Below are 16791 nucleotides of genomic sequence, written 5' to 3'. Positions count from 1 at the left end.
CATATTATGAGTGAAATTAATATCTTACATAATCCACGCTGTTCAAAATCACGCCAAACATTGGCTCTTTTACAAGAAAACGGTGTCGAACCTAATGTTATCGAGTATTTAAAGACTCCTCCCAGTAAAACAAAGCTCAAGCAAATCGTAAAGTTATTAGGCGTTTCGCCGCGTGACATCATTCGCACTAAGGAAGCAGAGTACAAAGAAGCTGGGTTAGATAACCCTGACTTAACCAAAGAGCAAGTCATTGAGCTCATGGTCAGCAATCCAAAGGTGATTGAGCGCCCTATCGTTTTTTCAAGCGATAAAGCTGCCGTAGGCCGCCCTCCTGAAAATGTGCTGACAGTCATTAAATAACAAGGAATAATTTTGCAGCAAATCCTGATTTTGTATTATTCGCGCCAGGGCCATACCCGCCAGATGGCGCGTCTTATTGCTCGTGGTGTCGAAACTGTCGATGGTTGCGAAGCTTTATTAAGAACTGTGCCCGCCATTGTCAGCGCTGAACAAGAACCAGCAGACACCCGCCCGCAAGAAGCAAGCGACCCGTTTGTGACACTGGACGAGCTTAAAGGGTGTGATGGACTTATTCTAGGTAGCCCAACTCGCTTTGGCCACATGGCATCACCGCTAAAGTATTTTCTGGAAACCACCTCAGCTATCTGGATGTCGGGCGCACTGGCAGGCAAACCAGCGGGAGTCTTCACTTCAACAGGAACTTTACATGGTGGACAAGAAGCAACTTTATTGAGCATGATGCTACCTTTGTTGCATCACGGCATGCTAATTACTGGTCTGCCCTACTCTGAAACTGAGCTGATTCATACAGAGACTGGCGGCACACCTTACGGTGCATCTCATACCGCTGGTAGTGATAATGATAGGTCAATTAGCGAATCAGAAAAAAAACTGTGCATTGCTCAAGGTAAGCGGATTGCAGGCATAAGTAAACAATTAGCAGCTGGCTAAGCTAATCGAATTAATTAATTTAAGATAAGAGATCTTCATGCAAAATAATTTAAACCCACACTTAGTCAGCGCAATCCGCTACCGTTTAATCGGGCTCGCGGTTTACCTGGCGCTCCTGATTATGATGCCTTTCTTTATTATTAAAAATCATGATAGTCAGGCCTTAGTCTATTTTTCATTAGCCATTTGGTGGGCGCCTTTATTGATCGCTCTTCCAGGGCTTTTTAAAGGCAAAACCTACACCTACGGATGGACAGGCTTTATTATTTTACTACCCTTCTTTTATGCTTTTTTCTACATTATTGAGCCGGACAAATTTCAATGGTCACTGATCATTTCAATACTCTGCGTAACCTATTTCTTTGCTTCAGTTTTATACGTTAAGAAAAACGCATTGGGACACGGCATAAAAACGAATCAAGATGCTAAAAAAGCAAAAGGGCTGGAATAAACCAGCCCTTTTTATTTCTAATGACTCAATGTGCACAGCTAAACATTGAATAAATCTTTATAAGCCCTGAATCGCAGGAAGTGGTCACACAGCACTAAGGCCGCCATCGCTTCAACAATCGGCACAGCTCTCGGCAACACGCAAGGATCATGACGACCACGTCCATGAAACACCGTTTCTTCACCTTCAAGGTTAACCGTTTCCTGCTCCTTAATGATGGTCGGCGTTGGCTTAAAAGCCACTCTAAATACGATCGGCATACCATTGGAAATTCCGCCTAATACTCCACCAGAATTATTAGTTCGAGTTTTGACTTTGCCATCCGGATTAATAAAGACATCATTGTGAGTTGTGCCACTCAATAAAGTCCCTGCGAAACCGGAACCAATTTCAAAAGCTTTTGAGGCGTTAATCGCCATCATGGCTTTAGCCAAATCAGCTTCTAATTTATCAAAGACCGGCTCGCCCAAACCTACCGGTACAGACTTGATTCGGCACTCAACAATACCACCCAGCGAGTCACCGTTTTTTCGAGCCTGTTCAATCTTGGCAATCATTTGTTCAGCCAGTTTTAAATCAGGACAACGTACAGGAGTCTGCTCTATCAGGCTGGCATCCACCGCATCAGAATCAAGAGTCATAGTTAAATCTTGGACGCTTTTAACATAGCCTACAATCTCAGTGCCTAGTGCTTGCTCAAGTACTTTGCGTGCAATAGCACCGGCCGCCACGTGTCCTGCTGTAATTCGCGCTGAACTACGACCACCGCCAGCTACATCACGTATGCCGTATTTTTTCTGGTAGGTGTAATCGGCGTGGCTCGGTCTAAAAATAGATTCAAGCTCAGAGTAATCTTTGCTGCGCTGATCCTGATTGGGGATCAACAGACTAATTGGCGTGCCGGTAGTGATTCCACCAACAACGCCGGAGAGGATCTGCACCTGATCCGATTCATCGCGCCGAGTGGTAATTGAGCTTTGGCCAGGACGACGACGGTCAAGAAAAACTTGAATATCTTCCTCAGACAGTTTCAAGCCTGCTGGGCAGCCCTCAACTACAGCACCAATAGCCTTGCCATGAGACTCACCCCAATTGGTCACTCTGAATAAAGTTCCGAAACTATCGCCTGCCATAAGGATTTCCTAATACTTTAATTTTCTGCTGAGACTTTTTCTGTAGAGACTGTTTCTGCTGAGACTGTCTCTATAGCTCACTCTAAGACTGGTTCAGTTACCATACCAATCTGCTCAAGATACTGCCAATAATCTGGGAATGACTTGGCTACTGCTTCCGATGATTCAACCGTCAGACCATTTAACTTGATACCGATTAAAGCTAAGCTCATGGCCAAACGATGATCATGACAACTGGAAACTTTAGCAGCTATTAACTGTTTACCGCCGTGGATGGTGATACTGGATTCATCGAACTCACAATCTGCACCAAGCTTCTTCAGCTGCTCACATAAATCGACAATACGATTAGACTCTTTATAAGCTAAATGAGCAATGTTGGTTATACGAGTTTCGCCTTCCGCAAAACAGGCCAAAGCAGCTAGCGTTGGCACCACATCCGGCATATTCCCCATATCCACTTCGATGCCTTGAAGCGGAGAATCAAATTCAACTTTAAGATCATCCTGCTTAAGATAAACCTTGCCACCCATACGCTCCAGAACTTGAGGAAACTTTGATTCGCCCTGTGGCGAGTCAAAATGATAGTTATGGATAGTGCAACCTGACTCAGCCAGCAAGGCAGCAGCTAAAAAATAGCTGCTACTCACCACATCACCGGAAACATAAATATCTTGTGCAGCTAAAGTTTGCTGACCGGGGATAAAAAATTCACGACAGTTGATTCGCTTTACTTCGCCACCGAACAACTCTATAGCCCGCAAGGTTAACTCAACATAACTTTCGGAAACGGATTCTGATCTTAAATGAATTAAGGTATCTTTCTCGGACCTTAAACAGGCAATGAGTAGACCACTTAAAAATTGACTGCTTCGAGAAGCGTCCAGCTCACAAGAACCACCAGCAATTGGTCCTGAAACCTTTATCGGTAAATAACCATTATCACTGTCAATGCTGACACCAAGACCTTCAAGGCTGGCGACACTTTCTTGCATTGGTCGTGATTGCATCTGCTGGCTGCCAGTGATGGTAATTTTGTGCCCATCTGGCGAATAAAACAAACCGGTTAAGGCGGTAATAAAGCGCGCTAAAGTACCGCTATCATGACAATCGATGACAACGTCATCTGCCAGCTCAAAGCTTTCAATGCCTTGAATCTCAACGCAAGTTTGATCAAGCCATTCAACTCCAGCACCTAGCGCTTTAATAGCACTCAATGCAGCGAGTATATCGTCATTTCTAGGAACATTGCTCAGTCGGGTTGTTCCACTGCTGATGGCAGCCAATATCACATAGCGATTGGCCAAATATTTACTACCGGGCAACTTTAATTCGAAAGGCTTTACCGCACTTGAAATTATTATTCGATCAGTCAAAAGGTATCATCACTCTTATCATTAATTTAATCTTGAGGTTGCAACTCATCCAGTAGTTCAGATAACAGCTCAACATCACGATCGGCTAAACCATCCGCTTCTACAGCATCTTCAACGAATAGTGCAAATTCAGCAAACCATTCATCATCGGACAAATCATCGGCAGGTATTAAATCCACCATCGGAATCAGATATCCAATTAAAAACAATTTCTCTTCTTCAACCTGCTGTTCCATTTCCAGCAATTGTTGCTTGACTGTTTCTGCTATCGACATAGTGTGAGCCTTTTTCAATTGAGTCGGTCATGTTCAGTTCATGACGTGCATTATGTGCCGCATTAGACATAGTCTTGGCGTATTCCGCCACTAAATCTAACATTTTATCCGGCGTATTATAATGCTCATTGATCAAGTTAACTATGGCTGAGCCGGTAATAATTCCATCAACACCAGCCTGAGCTGCCTTTAACACATGCTCAGGCTTAGAAATACCAAAGCCCTGCACTAACGGCGGTGCTCCTAACTGCTTTAAGCTTTCAATTAAGCCAGTTCCTGTTTCCTGCTCACTGTTATCGGCACCAGTGATTCCTTTGCGACTCAGCACATAGGTGTAGCCCTGGCTGTAGGTGGCAATAAGCTCTAAACTGGATGAGCTCGCATCAGGCGGCGCAATATACACCGTATCGATACCCTTTGATTGTGCCGACGGAGCAAATAGGTCACGCTCCTCTACTGGACAGTCTGCAATCAGTACCGAATCAACCCCTGCATTTTGCGCATCATGATAGAACTGCTCAATGCCAGGAGCAAAGACCAGATTGGCATAAGTCAAAATGCCGATGGGTAAATCAGGATATTTAACGCGAATTTTAGCAACCAAATCAAAGGCTTTCCGCACACTGAAACCATTGGCTAAAGGTCTAAGACTGGCGGTTTGAATCACTGGTCCGTCGGCTACCGGATCGGAAAAGGCAAAGCCCAGCTCCAGTGCATCAGCCCCATTCTCAACCAATCTATCAATGAGTTGTAAAGACAACTCCTCTGTAGGGTCACCCAGCAGCACAAATGGAATATAAGCCAATTGATTCGAATCTTTGAGTCGTGCAAATAATTGTTGGTAACGCATAGTCACTCTCTTCTCTCTATATCAAAATTGGTGTGTTAGGCAGTCTCTTGCAGGAGACTCATGACATGAGCTAAATCTTTATCGCCGCGTCCAGACAGATTAACCAGAATATTCAGCGGTTCACTGGATTCAGCGGCCAGCTTTTTGGCATAAGCCAATGCATGCGATGATTCAAGTGCAGGAATAATCCCCTCGGTTTTTGATAACTCCTGAAATGCCTCTAACGCCTCTTCGTCGGTCACCGAAACATATTCAGCACGACCAGCAGTCATTAAATGAACATGCTCAGGTCCAATACCTGGATAATCAAGACCGGCAGAGACTGAATGCGACTCCTGGACTTGACCTTCGCCGTCCTGCAATACATACGTTCTTGAGCCATGCAAAATGCCCTCACGGCCTTTTAATAAAGTTGCACCATGTGCTTTGGTATCGAGTCCTTTACCAGCTGGCTCAACACCAATTAATCGAACATCCTCATCTTTAATGAAATCCGCGAAAATACCAATCGCATTAGAGCCTCCGCCAACACAGGCCACAACAGCATCGGGCAGCTTGCCAATCAACTTTTTCATTTGCTGCTTGGCTTCTTCGCCAATGATTTTCTGGAAAGTGCGCACCATTTTAGGGAACGGTGCTGGACCAGCTACTGTGCCCAACAAATAGTGAGTGCTTTCGTAGCTCGATGCCCAATCACGTAAAGCTTCATTGATGGCGTCTTTTAAGCTGGCACTACCATTGTCTACAGGAATGACTTCTGCGCCCATCAGCTGCATCCTGAAAACATTAGGAGCCTGACGGTCGCAATCCTTTTTGCCCATATAGATAGTCGCTTTTAAACCCAGTAAGGCACAGGCCAACGCTGTGGCCACGCCATGTTGACCAGCCCCGGTTTCCGCAATGATGCGGTGCTTACCCATTTTCTTGGCTAATAAAGCCTGAGCCAAAACCTGATTGGTTTTATGCGCACCGCCATGCAACAAATCTTCACGCTTGAGGAAAATACGTGACTGATTAATACGTGCATAAGATGTGCATTCGGTCACCGGGGTTGGGCGTCCTGCATACTCCTTCAGCAAACGGCTTAGCTCAGTTTGAAATTCATCATCAAGCAATGATGCCTCGAATGCCCGATCAAGTTGTTGCAATGCTGGCATTAATAACTGCGGGACGAATTGTCCGCCATATTGCCCGATATAAGCACCGTCAAACTCGAAGCTTGTAGGTGAATTAACTTTTTGATTCATGATGAAATACCTCCAACGGCCACTTGGGCTAAATTGCCATCTAATTTCGAATCTGTATCTTGTGATTTAAAACGTTCCGACTGTGCCCGACAATGACTAAAAAATTCTTTAAGCAAGGCTTCGCTCTTCATTCCCGGACTTGACTCAACTGAACTGGATAGATCTACTTTGACCACACCAAGTTTTTTAAGCTTTTGAATGTTTTCTGCATTGACGCCTCCTGCTATACGAAGCTTTGTTGCACGCAGGTCTGAATCCAGTTGGCTTAGTAGCGACCAATCGAAGGTAACACCGGTACCGCCCCGTTGACTTTGCGCCTCATTAGTCACCTCAGTATCCAGCAGCACCTCATCATAAGTTTCGAGTAGAGCCTTTAATTCTGAGGTAATATTTTCCGCTGATAGCTGCTCTCCAATGTGGAAAACCTTTGACACCTTAACAGAGGGCAATTGTTGCTTAATGTCTTGAGCAAATTCTATCGATTCATCACCATGCAGCTGTATAACTTGTAACTTGTATTGTTGCGCTACAGATACAACCTCATCAATCGACTGATCCTGGAAAACACCAACTAGAGGTTTGTTTGAATTAATTATTTTATTGGTAACAAAACGCTTTGAGTTGGGCGTAAAAATCAAACCTACATAGCTGGCAGGAGAAGTTTGCAAGAGGTCAGCATCAGACTGTTGTGTAATGCCGCATACTTTAATATCGCCATACACCAGTTGCCGAGCTGCTAACTCAAGGTCAACCTCCTTCATAAGGCTGGAACCGACCAGGCAAGCATCGGAAAACTGCGAAAGCTCTAATACATCTTGATGAGTATTGATACCGGACTCAGTGATAACCAAGCGGTCTGCCGGTACCTTTTGTACGAGCGCTTTTGTGTGTTCAAAACTGGTTGATAAATCTTTCAGGTTACGGTTATTAATACCAATGATTTTTGAACCCAACTTGATCGCTCGCTCCAGCTCAACATCAGTATGAACTTCAGTCAGCACATCCATATTTAAAGCTTCAGCCTGCTCCTGACAAATTTGATAGTCTTTATCAGTAAGCACAGACAACATTAACAATACTGCATCAGCTCCAAAGTAACGCGCCTGACGAATCTGTTTTGGTGATAAGATAAAGTCTTTGCACAATAACGGCTTATCAGTAAGCTCTCTTACTTTCTTCAGGTTAGAAAAACTGCCCCGAAAGAATCGCTCTTCAGTCAGTACAGAAATAGCATCCGCATATTGCTCATAAACAGGGACGATTTCGTTTAGGTCAAATTCAGCGCGAATAAGTCCTTTGGACGGCGAGGCTTTTTTGCATTCCATGATGAAGCCATAATGTGGCTTACTAAGAGCATCATAAAAACTTCGTTGGCTGGGTTTCAGATCATGGTAGTCAGGCGTGTTGCCAATAACATTGCGCTTATGTTCAAGGATGGTCTCTAATACATTAAGCATGGGAAGCCTCCTTAATCATTTGTAAGTGCTTATAGGCTTGGCCAGTTTTTAATAAATCCTTAGCCAACTGTGTTCCTGCTTTAAAGCTGTCCGCAAGATTATTTAGAACTAATAAGGCGCCACAGTTCACAGCCACCATATCAATGTGCGCATCACTGCCCTGCCCCTTCAATAATTGTTCGGCGGCAAGAAGGTTATCATCAATACTGTTGGCCTGAATACTGGCAATGCTGTGTCGTTCAATGCCAAAATCTTCTGGCGAAAGAGTGAACTCTTCAATGACGCCATTATTGAGCGAAACGGCAAAGGTGCTGTCATGCACTGCAATTTCATCCAAACCTGAACCATGAACTATCAATGCCTTTTGTGCGCCAAGAATTTTTAAAATTTCAGCAAAAGGTCGACAATACTTTTTGTCATAAACTCCAAGCAACTGAACCTCAGGTAACGCTGGGTTTGCCAGCGGCCCTATCAGATTAAAAATGGTTCTCGTTTTGAGTGATTGTCTGATTGGCATCACATGCTTAACGCCGGGATGATAGTCTGGTGCAAATAAAAATGAAAAATTCACCTCATCTAGCAACTGTTTGCTCTTTTCGGGAGTGACATGAATGTTAACCCCAAGCTGTTCCATTAAGTCCGCAGAGCCGCACTTTGACGAAACCGAACGATTACCGTGCTTAACCACTTTGATGCCAGCAGTCGCCGCTAACAAGCTGACAATGGTTGAAACATTGATAGTGTTGTGACCATCACCACCAGTGCCACAACAATCACTGACCAAATAGTCTCGTTGTGGGAACTGGACTGCTTCCTGCCGTAATGCAAAGGCTGCTCCGGCAATTTCTTCAACAGTTTCACCTTTAGTCTTCAGAGCTGCCAACATAGCAGCAACCACAGGAGCCTCGACCTGACCTTGTAAGACAGCCTGAAATGACTCCGTTGCCTGTAGGTAATTCAAATTCTCACCTTGGTAAATGGATTCAAGCAACTGCATCATGGCGAGTCTCCTTAGCCGTTTTGCCCGAATGACTTTCAACGATATGGATGAAGTTACGCAGTAACTTGTAGCCAGCAAAGCTCATAATGCTTTCGGGATGGAACTGAACGCCATAAATAGGCAATTCAGTATGCTGTACAGCCATGATTTCACTTTGTTCTGACTCAGCTGTAATTGCTAATGTGTCTGTCACCTGGGTTGCAACCAGTGAGTGGTAGCGTGCTACAGCAATACTTCCTTTGATATCAGAAAACAATCCTGAGCTGTCTTTTAATTTAAGCTGTGATACTTTTCCATGAACGACTTGTTGTGCTTTTTTAACCACACCGCCAAAGGCTTCAACAATCACCTGATGCCCCAAGCAAACACCCAAGACTGGCTTAGTTTTTTGAAAGTCTTGCAGCAGCTTCAGACAGCAACCTGCATTAGATGGCTTACCAGGGCCTGGAGACAAAACAATGCAATCTGCTTTATTGGCCAGATTAGAAACATAGCTATACTCAGCATCATTACGAACAACGCTGACTTCAAATCCAAGTAACTGCAACTCATAGTCGAGGTTATAAATAAAGGAGTCAAAGTTATCGATCAATAATGCTTTCATGCCGCACTCTCCTTACTCTTTTCTCTTAGGTTCTCATTAATGTCCTGCCCAGCAACAAGGCAAGCATTCAATACCGCCTTAGCTTTATGGAATGTTTCATTAGCTTCCAATTCTGGAACCGAGTCATACACTATGCCCGCACCAGCAGAAACCTTGGCAACTCCGTCAGCCACTTCTGCAGATCGGATAATAATGGCGCTATCAAACTCCTGATTGGCATTGTAGATACTGACAGCTCCACCATAATAGCCGCGTGGCTTCTGCTCTAATTGGCGGATAATTTCAACCGCTTTAATTTTAGGTGCACCCGTTAAAGTTCCCATATTGGCGCAGGCGCGGTAGGCATGCATTGGGTTAATATCATCTCGAAGTTCGCCGATAACTTCTGAAACCATGTGCATCACATTGGAGTACTTCACAATACGCTTTAACTGAGTGACTTGACGACTACCAGCTTTAATCACTTTAGCTAAATCATTTCGAGCCAGGTCGACCAACATCATATGTTCCGCACCTTCTTTTTCGTCACTGATAAGCTCGAATTCCGTTTTTGCATCCAGCTCAAAGTTAATGGCACCGTTTGCTGTAATGGCACGCTTGCGTGTTCCTGCTATGGGATACAGGGTTACTTTGTTGGTATCAAAAACTTTTAACGCACTTTCAGGACTGGAACCAAATAACTGACTATCACCAAAATTAATGTAGTACATGTATGGGCCTGGGTTGGACTTTCTCAGAACCTGATAGGCTTTAAAGGCATCATCGCACTCGGTTGAAAAAGTTCTCGACAACACCACCTGGAAAGCATCGCCTTCGATAATATGCTGTTTAACTTTCTCAACATTATTTTTAAACTCTTCATCCGAGACGTCGATCTTGAAATCACGACTTTGCAATGGGGTATGAGTTTGACTCGTTGGCGCTGCTATTAAAGACGGAGTTTTTGGTGAGGATGATAGCTTCGACTCTATTGACTCTATGGCAACGCCTAATCGGACAGTATTAGCAGCATTGTCACCAAAACCTTTAACAATAATCTTAGCGGACTGTGAATCGTCCTCTTGAATGACTAACTGGTCAGACAGATAAAACTTGAAGTCAGGCGTTGTTTTGTTAAGTTCTGGCAAGGATTCATACTGATCCACAAGGTCAAAACTCATGGCGCCAATCAAACAGGAACTGACATTATCCGTTTTTTGGTTACATTCAATCTGCTCGGTGATTAAAGTCAGCACATCTGAAATAGTCGGTTGAGTCAGGCGCTGGCTTTCATTTAGCACCTTGTCGTCACTCGCTTTATCGAGCGTATAAGTAATAGACTCATTTGATATTCTCCGAGTGAAACCTGCTAGAGATTCGTCAATTTTGGCAAGTGCACCTATAAAGCTTTTGCCATTATCATTCAGGCATTTAATGGTTACAATGCCATCAAGCCCTTCTATAACTGCTGCCGCTGAAACCATGCTAATACTACGCTTACTCTTCTGTGTGCCGGGCTCTGCCGTTTCCAACAATGCAGTGTGAGCCAAGTGACCATTCTCAGTTAAAAGACCAAACACTTCGCAGGGCAACAAAGAAAGCGGAAGCTTTTTGGTTAGCGTATTAACTTGCATACGCCACCTCTGCCAAGGTTCTTCCACTGGCTGTGACAAAAGGTGCAAGTTGTTGCATCAAGGTATGGAAATCTTGCGGAGAAAGTGCCTGAGCTGCATCGGATACGGACTCTTTGGGGCTTCTATGACATTCAATAATGACACCGTCAGCACCACATGCCACTGCTGCTTTGGCCATAGGCGCTACCAAGGTACGAACACCTGTGCCGTGTGATGGATCAACAATGACCGGCAAGTGGCTACGCTCTTTAATAAACGCAACCGCATTCAAATCGAGCGTGTTGCGAGTTGCGGTTTCAAAAGTCCTGATGCCACGCTCACAAATCATCACATTCGGATTACCGCTGGCAACAATGTATTCAGCGGCAAGCAACAACTCTTCGATCGTTGCCGACAATCCACGCTTTAGTAACACCGGTTTTTTGGTTTCACCCACCGCTTTGAGCAACGTGTAATTCTGCATATTTCTGGCACCAATTTGAATGGCAGAAATATAGCGCGCCACATCGTCCAGGTCGTTAACATCCATCAGTTCTGTAATGGTGTCTAAACCTGTTTCCTTGCCCACCTGATGCATAATCTTTAAACCTTCAACGCCTAATCCCTGAAAGGAATAAGGGCTGGTGCGCGGCTTGAAAGCACCGCCGCGTAATACTGTTGCACCTGCCTGTTTAACGTAACGTGCGGTTTCAAGCAGCTGATCTTCACTCTCAATGGCGCACGGACCAGCCATAATCGTAAATTGCTCGGAACCTACAGGCGTACCACCAACATGCACCACGGTATCCTGCGCATAAATCTCGCGGCTGACTAACTTGTATTTACTTAGCACAGGTTTGACTAAATCAACTTGCGGTAGGTTTTCCAGGTGCAACGACTCTAAAACACGTTCATCGCCAAGTGCACCGATTACAGTGCGTTCAACACCGGGTAAATGAAGTGGCTTTAGGCCAGCAGCATCAATTTTCTGTAATATTTCCTGCGCATCTTGCTCGGATGCGTCGTGTCGAAGAATAATAATCATAGTGTATTCCTTATCTTTAAATTGAAAATCTCTGTAATTGCTTAATCAGTTAACTCTTAATAAAAATAAAATCGTCAGACATAAAAAAAGCCCGCACAATGGCGGGCTTTATCGTCTTTCCTCAAGACAATACCCCGCCCTACTGGAACCACCACCAGCTAGCAATTAAAAATGTGTGTTGCAGAGTATCTATTGTCATGACTTGAATTCTCTTAATTTCTATTAGCTTAAAATTTCCTGGTTCTTTTACGCAGGCATAAAAAAAGCCCGCTTGTGCGGGCTTTTAAAATCTTTGTCTTGTATGAATATTTTACAAACAACAAAAGGCCCGCTACTTAAGCAACGTGCCACCACCAAATGTTTTGTGCGATATTCATATTCATGTGTTGCAATCTAAACCATCTTTTTTACACGGTCAACTACTTTCTGGTCTAATATATTTAAATGGAATAAGAACAGCTACTTACCTTTCGCAAATTTATCAACCTGAGACTCAGTCTTTAATCGTGACTTCGGCTGCTGAGACGCCAAACGCTCAATATTAGAGGTCAATGACCATATCTCCAGCTTAGCTGCTGGATCATGCCATTCAGCTACCGTTAGCCCTTCAGCAAAAGAATCGAGATAAGCAACACGGTTGCCTAATTTAGTTGGGAAATCATCGAGTGCAAGCTCCTGTTTAGCATTGGCAACCACATTATCCGCAGAATTAGTCCGAACCCGGTAACGATTCCAGCAAATACGCGCTTCCAGATTTGAATTGAGCTGCTTAGCTTCGTCAACAATTTCAGCTAAATGCTTGGTGGACCAAACTTCTATCGGAGATGGGCTTAAGGGAATTAGGGCAACATCGGATAATAAGACAACGGCTCTTGTTAGATTGGTAATCCTTGGGTGGCCATCAATCAGAATATAGTCGTATAAATCGGTGTTTTCGCGTACTTGTTTTTGCAGATGAGCAAGATTCTTGGCTGAAACAATATCCATATTTTCAATCAGATACTGCTCATCGCGAACTCTGTACCATGTTTCAAGTGAGCTTTGTGGATGATCGGTATCAATCATCAAAACTTTGCTTTTATCAGATAAAGTGGAGGCAATATTGGCACATAAAGTGGTTTTGCCTGCCCCACCTTTCATTTGAACAAAACTAATGACTTTTGCGCGCACAGAAAATCCCCGTATCCTGTAGTTTTACCTAATTCTACATGACACGGGGCAATTCGCAAGCTAGAGCTTTAATCTTTAATATCAAATAGTTAGTCGGTTTTTAACTGCTCTAACTCTTTTTTGGTTAATTCACGCCATTTGACTGTATTGAGCTGATTTAAAAAGTCACACTCAGCGCCACTACAAATCGTTTCCAAGCCGACCAATGAAATCGCTTCCCCGGCCTGCCCTTCTCCATCACTAGGGAACAGAACCGTTAATTCAGGTGCTATACCCACATAGCCAAGATCTCTTGAGCGCTCTAATTCACCGACTTCTCCAGGCGGAACCGCGTCACTATCATCTCGGAAGAATACAGGTTTACCATCAAGCACACTAACCGAGTAAAGCTTATTTAATCCCACTGATACGCTACAGCTATTGGGGTCATTTTGCGGAGAGTATGTAGTAAAGAATACTCGGTAATTGATAGTGCTGGCATCAGCAAGCACCTTCTCGCCCGACCCAAGGCGCAAATACCAACCATTATTTCGGGTTTCATGACTCAGAATATCGAAAATACCCGCGTAACGCTCTTTAGTCAGTCCAGTCGAGGGGTCCGCCACTGTTATTTTGTCTGTGACATCATACATATTAGCTTCAGTAATAACCTGTTCAGGAATTCCTTTTGACACAATCTTCTTATCGTAGAACACATAGAAACGGTCAGTAATGCCTTCCTCTAGCGGGTGCGCTCTATAACCCGAACCAATAGCTATCAGTGCCATCGTGTTACCACCAAGTTTCACGAAAGAAACGTCTGGGCGATTATAGAAACGACGGTTTCCAGCAACGCCAGAGCCTTGAATATCAGCAATTTTAGCGCCGAGTATTTGTGTATCACTATTTATTTGCTCTTGAGTGATATCGAAACGGAACAGCTGACCCGCTGTATCGGTTGCATAAATATGCTCAATGGTACCACTTCCAGTTAAATCACCTGCAGAAATATCAGAGGCAAAACTATTCGTCAGTAAGTTAGTGAAATCAGCACCACGATAGTCAATCGCATTATCTTTAGCGTTCCATAACATTTGTCCTGACACTGCATCTGCGATAAAGATATTGCGGCCAACTGCATCAGCACCACCAGCTTCGAGAGCTGCATTATCCTGTGTTGCAGCATCGTAACCGCCGCCAAAAATCATAACCAGCCTCTTACCGCCTCTCCACTTGATATGACCAATAACAGGTTTGGACCAAGTTTGGCCAAGGCCTTCATAGTAGTGAACTGAGTCCCAGCTAAGACCGCCAGTTATCTCTTCTGCAGTGGCTTTATCACCAGTAATGGTAAACATCAATTGAGGTCGCTCAGAATCTGAAATATCTATAGCATAATAATTTTTGCCACCTCGGCGCATACCCACGTATAGATACGCAAACTCACCATTATCTATTTTACCGTTCTTATTTCTATCCTGATGATAGACAGTAATATCACCATCAAGACCATACATGCGGCTAGATACAGCGCCTAAACTTTTATTTTTAACCAGTTCTGCAGTATTTTTTAATAATTGCCTTGGAATAAAGGACCACTCTTCTTTGCCACTATTATCGTCAGGATTAATAGCATGTAAAAAACCTTCATTATCCCCCATAAATAAGAGGCTCTTATCGGCATAGTTTACAATAACAGGCTTTGAATGAAGAGGATCACCGAAACGATTAATGGTTCTATCAAGAACTTTGTCATCGTTCGTATCAATATCAACCGTTCCCTTATAGAGCCAATCAATATGACTGGTTAACTGTGCATCACTAGCCAACTCACTTAACCCTAATAACGGCTTAGTGATCTTATTATTTGTTGTCTCTATCTGATTTTTCTTAGTCCATAAATTCTTCTCAAGGATATTGGAATAAACACTTCTAGGCATATCCATAGCCTGAGCAGCACCACCTAACGCTAATTCATTGCCATCAAACATGCTCCATGCACTTGAGGATGATTCAAGAAATTGACCGTACGCATCAACTGCATCAGCACCATTTCTATCAGTAACCTTTCCACCTTGAATGTAATATTTTTTTAAGTTGCCATGCCAGAATTGAGTCTGTGCAGGTTGAAACATTGCAAGAAAAAGTTCATTACTACTATTCAAACGATTACTTTGGCTTAATGGTACGCTGGGCGTAACCATCATGCTCTGCTCAATATCAGTTTGGATTGAGGATTTAAATGCATCAACCAAACCCTCGGTACTATCAGCAGTAAAACTTAAGCCTTTACCTGCTTCGGCAACACCCTCTAGAAAATCTCTTGCATCAGTATCTTCAAGGGCAAATGCAATAGTGTGAGTTTTGACGAGTGACGGCGTTATATCCGCTAGCTGATCAACTCCCGATAAATAACCAGCAAGTTTCTTAGAACACTCTTTACCATCATCATCCCAGGCGCAACTCTCTCCTGTCATATTTCTGATGCCATACCAGTACTTATAATTACTATACTCCAGACTATTTGGTTGACCATCTGTCAAGAACACAATATTACTGGCATTACCGCAACCAGGAGTAATCGGAGATGACAAGCCATCGTACTCTCCACGGAAGTAACTAGCAGCTTCGTATAACGCACCTGCGGTTAATGTTCCACCATTTGCTTCAAGACCATCGATCGATGTTAATAGTGTTGCTTTATGACTATTATCGCTTAATTGTTTTATTTCATGCAGAAGCTCAATATTATTACCAGCTGAATAGGTAAGAATTCCAACCTTCACATTATCAGGCAAATCGTCAAGAAAAAGCTCTAAAGCCTCTTTCATAATATCTAATCGTGATTGCTCCCCATTGCCTGGATAACAGCTTGGGTAGGGTTGTCCACGACGATTCAACTGACATGTACTAGTAGTCCATGCCATAGAGCCTGAAACATCCAGCACAAGCAATAAGTTAACAGGCTGAGATTTGCCAAAATATACTTCTGTGTCATCCGCATGCAACAGTACAGGCATCATGCCTGCAACAATCATTAGCGCTATTATTAAACTTTTTTTAATATACATAGACCCCTCACTCAAAGCGTTTTATTGCAACTGCGAACTACATTTACCCACTCTTCTATATGGGTCTGCGCCTCGCCAACATCTGCGACATCATTCTGATTTACATCAAGGTTGCCTTCCCCAATCAACTGAAAAGAGTGACATCCAAGGCCAGTGTTATCCCAAGAATTACCAAGACATTTTAGCGCTGCTGTTTCGCAATCATGGTAGAAAGCTTCTACCCTAGCTTTTAAAATTTTATCCGATTCCAAACGTGTATCGGCCCCACACTCAACTAAATCACCCGTGTAATCAACACATTGAACATAGCCAACTTTTGGAGCTGACAAGGTATCCCAATATGCATCCGTTGCTGTCGTTAAAACGTGTGAAGCATCATAATGATAAGTGCTGACGTAAGAACTATTGGCTGTTTGCGCTGCATGGAAAACCATGGTGTCTTCTTGCTTCACCACCGCAATTTTTTGTGATGAGATACCTGATGACATAATAGACACACCCAGCAATGCCATAATGGCCAATATGATCAGTCCCATTATTAAAGAAAAACCGTTTTGATTATTAGTCAT

The 16791-nt window shown here is 43.5% G+C and carries 16 protein-coding genes; 3 read left to right on the top strand and 13 right to left on the bottom strand.

Translation table 11 applies throughout. The features are described from left to right. Positions 1-6: 6 nt before the first annotated feature. From arsC to ACYTXU_RS03635, 3 genes are read left to right on the top strand one after another with little or no spacing between them, the layout of a single operon-like run. Positions 7-360, top strand: coding sequence for an arsenate reductase (glutaredoxin) (gene arsC / locus ACYTXU_RS03645; RefSeq protein ID WP_462208444.1), 354 nt, complete (start codon positions 7-9; stop codon positions 358-360). A gap of 12 nt (positions 361-372) precedes the next feature. Continuing rightward, the gene (wrbA, locus tag ACYTXU_RS03640) at positions 373-972 is read left to right on the top strand and encodes an NAD(P)H:quinone oxidoreductase (protein WP_462208443.1); all 600 of its coding nucleotides are present in this window, start codon (positions 373-375) and stop codon (positions 970-972) included. Positions 973-1009: 37 nt separating this feature from the next. Further along, complete coding sequence (locus ACYTXU_RS03635; protein WP_462208441.1) at positions 1010-1423, top strand: DUF2069 domain-containing protein; 414 nt, start codon at positions 1010-1012, stop codon at positions 1421-1423. 38 nt (positions 1424-1461) lie between these two features. Here ACYTXU_RS03635 and aroC read toward each other — a convergent pair whose 3' ends face one another. The 13 genes from aroC to ACYTXU_RS03570 all read right to left on the bottom strand — a co-directional run bounded on the left by aroC (position 1462) and on the right by ACYTXU_RS03570 (position 16791). Then, positions 1462-2556 (bottom strand): chorismate synthase, encoded by a 1095-nt coding sequence (aroC, locus tag ACYTXU_RS03630; protein WP_462208439.1) that lies wholly within the window; start codon positions 2554-2556, stop codon positions 1462-1464. Between the two features lie 77 nt (positions 2557-2633). Then, positions 2634-3932: a 3-phosphoshikimate 1-carboxyvinyltransferase gene (gene aroA, locus ACYTXU_RS03625; protein WP_462208437.1), complete on the bottom strand. Its 1299-nt coding sequence runs from the start codon at positions 3930-3932 to the stop codon at positions 2634-2636. 26 nt (positions 3933-3958) lie between these two features. Beyond that, positions 3959-4207, bottom strand: coding sequence for a hypothetical protein (locus tag ACYTXU_RS03620; protein WP_462208435.1), 249 nt, complete (start codon positions 4205-4207; stop codon positions 3959-3961). Next, entirely contained in the window at positions 4152-5057 is a 906-nt protein-coding gene (gene trpA / locus ACYTXU_RS03615) for a tryptophan synthase subunit alpha (protein ID WP_462208434.1), read from the bottom strand. Before trpA ends, ACYTXU_RS03620 begins: the two co-directional genes overlap by 56 nt. A gap of 35 nt (positions 5058-5092) precedes the next feature. Further along, positions 5093-6304, bottom strand: a complete 1212-nt coding sequence (trpB, locus tag ACYTXU_RS03610; protein WP_462208432.1) for a tryptophan synthase subunit beta — start codon at positions 6302-6304, stop codon at positions 5093-5095. Continuing rightward, positions 6301-7761: a bifunctional indole-3-glycerol-phosphate synthase TrpC/phosphoribosylanthranilate isomerase TrpF gene (trpCF, locus tag ACYTXU_RS03605; RefSeq protein WP_462208431.1), complete on the bottom strand. Its 1461-nt coding sequence runs from the start codon at positions 7759-7761 to the stop codon at positions 6301-6303. Before trpCF ends, trpB begins: the two co-directional genes overlap by 4 nt. Beyond that, positions 7754-8761 carry an anthranilate phosphoribosyltransferase gene (gene trpD, locus ACYTXU_RS03600; protein WP_462208430.1) on the bottom strand — a complete coding sequence of 336 codons (1008 nt, stop codon included), beginning with the start codon at positions 8759-8761 and terminating at the stop codon, positions 7754-7756. The genes trpCF and trpD overlap by 8 nt, the downstream gene beginning before the upstream one ends. Next, complete coding sequence (locus tag ACYTXU_RS03595; RefSeq protein WP_462208428.1) at positions 8745-9365, bottom strand: anthranilate synthase component II; 621 nt, start codon at positions 9363-9365, stop codon at positions 8745-8747. Before ACYTXU_RS03595 ends, trpD begins: the two co-directional genes overlap by 17 nt. Further along, complete coding sequence (locus ACYTXU_RS03590; protein WP_462208426.1) at positions 9362-10978, bottom strand: anthranilate synthase component 1; 1617 nt, start codon at positions 10976-10978, stop codon at positions 9362-9364. Before ACYTXU_RS03590 ends, ACYTXU_RS03595 begins: the two co-directional genes overlap by 4 nt. Next, positions 10968-12002, bottom strand: coding sequence for a 3-deoxy-7-phosphoheptulonate synthase (aroF, locus tag ACYTXU_RS03585; RefSeq protein ID WP_462208424.1), 1035 nt, complete (start codon positions 12000-12002; stop codon positions 10968-10970). Before aroF ends, ACYTXU_RS03590 begins: the two co-directional genes overlap by 11 nt. A 459-nt stretch (positions 12003-12461) precedes the next feature. After that, positions 12462-13172: an AAA family ATPase gene (locus ACYTXU_RS03580; protein WP_462208422.1), complete on the bottom strand. Its 711-nt coding sequence runs from the start codon at positions 13170-13172 to the stop codon at positions 12462-12464. Between the two features lie 89 nt (positions 13173-13261). Next, positions 13262-16222: a PilC/PilY family type IV pilus protein gene (locus ACYTXU_RS03575; protein WP_462208421.1), complete on the bottom strand. Its 2961-nt coding sequence runs from the start codon at positions 16220-16222 to the stop codon at positions 13262-13264. Between the two features lie 11 nt (positions 16223-16233). Beyond that, positions 16234-16791 carry a pilus assembly PilX family protein gene (locus ACYTXU_RS03570; RefSeq protein ID WP_462208419.1) on the bottom strand — a complete coding sequence of 186 codons (558 nt, stop codon included), beginning with the start codon at positions 16789-16791 and terminating at the stop codon, positions 16234-16236.

The sequence above is a fragment of the Kangiella sp. M94 genome, from assembly GCF_054926195.1.
This window is presented reverse-complemented; position numbering and strand designations above follow the sequence as displayed.

Coding starts and splice junctions, on each gene's coding strand:
- arsC (WP_462208444.1), top strand. CDS start 7: ATGAGTGAAATTAATATCTTACATAATCCACGCTGTTCAAAATCACGC.
- ACYTXU_RS03635 (WP_462208441.1), top strand. CDS start 1,010: ATGCAAAATAATTTAAACCCACACTTAGTCAGCGCAATCCGCTACCGT.
- aroC (WP_462208439.1), bottom strand. CDS start 2,556: ATGGCAGGCGATAGTTTCGGAACTTTATTCAGAGTGACCAATTGGGGT.
- ACYTXU_RS03620 (WP_462208435.1), bottom strand. CDS start 4,207: ATGTCGATAGCAGAAACAGTCAAGCAACAATTGCTGGAAATGGAACAG.
- trpA (WP_462208434.1), bottom strand. CDS start 5,057: ATGCGTTACCAACAATTATTTGCACGACTCAAAGATTCGAATCAATTG.
- trpB (WP_462208432.1), bottom strand. CDS start 6,304: ATGAATCAAAAAGTTAATTCACCTACAAGCTTCGAGTTTGACGGTGCT.
- trpCF (WP_462208431.1), bottom strand. CDS start 7,761: ATGCTTAATGTATTAGAGACCATCCTTGAACATAAGCGCAATGTTATT.
- trpD (WP_462208430.1), bottom strand. CDS start 8,761: ATGATGCAGTTGCTTGAATCCATTTACCAAGGTGAGAATTTGAATTAC.
- ACYTXU_RS03595 (WP_462208428.1), bottom strand. CDS start 9,365: ATGAAAGCATTATTGATCGATAACTTTGACTCCTTTATTTATAACCTC.
- ACYTXU_RS03590 (WP_462208426.1), bottom strand. CDS start 10,978: ATGCAAGTTAATACGCTAACCAAAAAGCTTCCGCTTTCTTTGTTGCCC.
- aroF (WP_462208424.1), bottom strand. CDS start 12,002: ATGATTATTATTCTTCGACACGACGCATCCGAGCAAGATGCGCAGGAA.
- ACYTXU_RS03575 (WP_462208421.1), bottom strand. CDS start 16,222: ATGTATATTAAAAAAAGTTTAATAATAGCGCTAATGATTGTTGCAGGC.
- ACYTXU_RS03570 (WP_462208419.1), bottom strand. CDS start 16,791: ATGACTAATAATCAAAACGGTTTTTCTTTAATAATGGGACTGATCATA.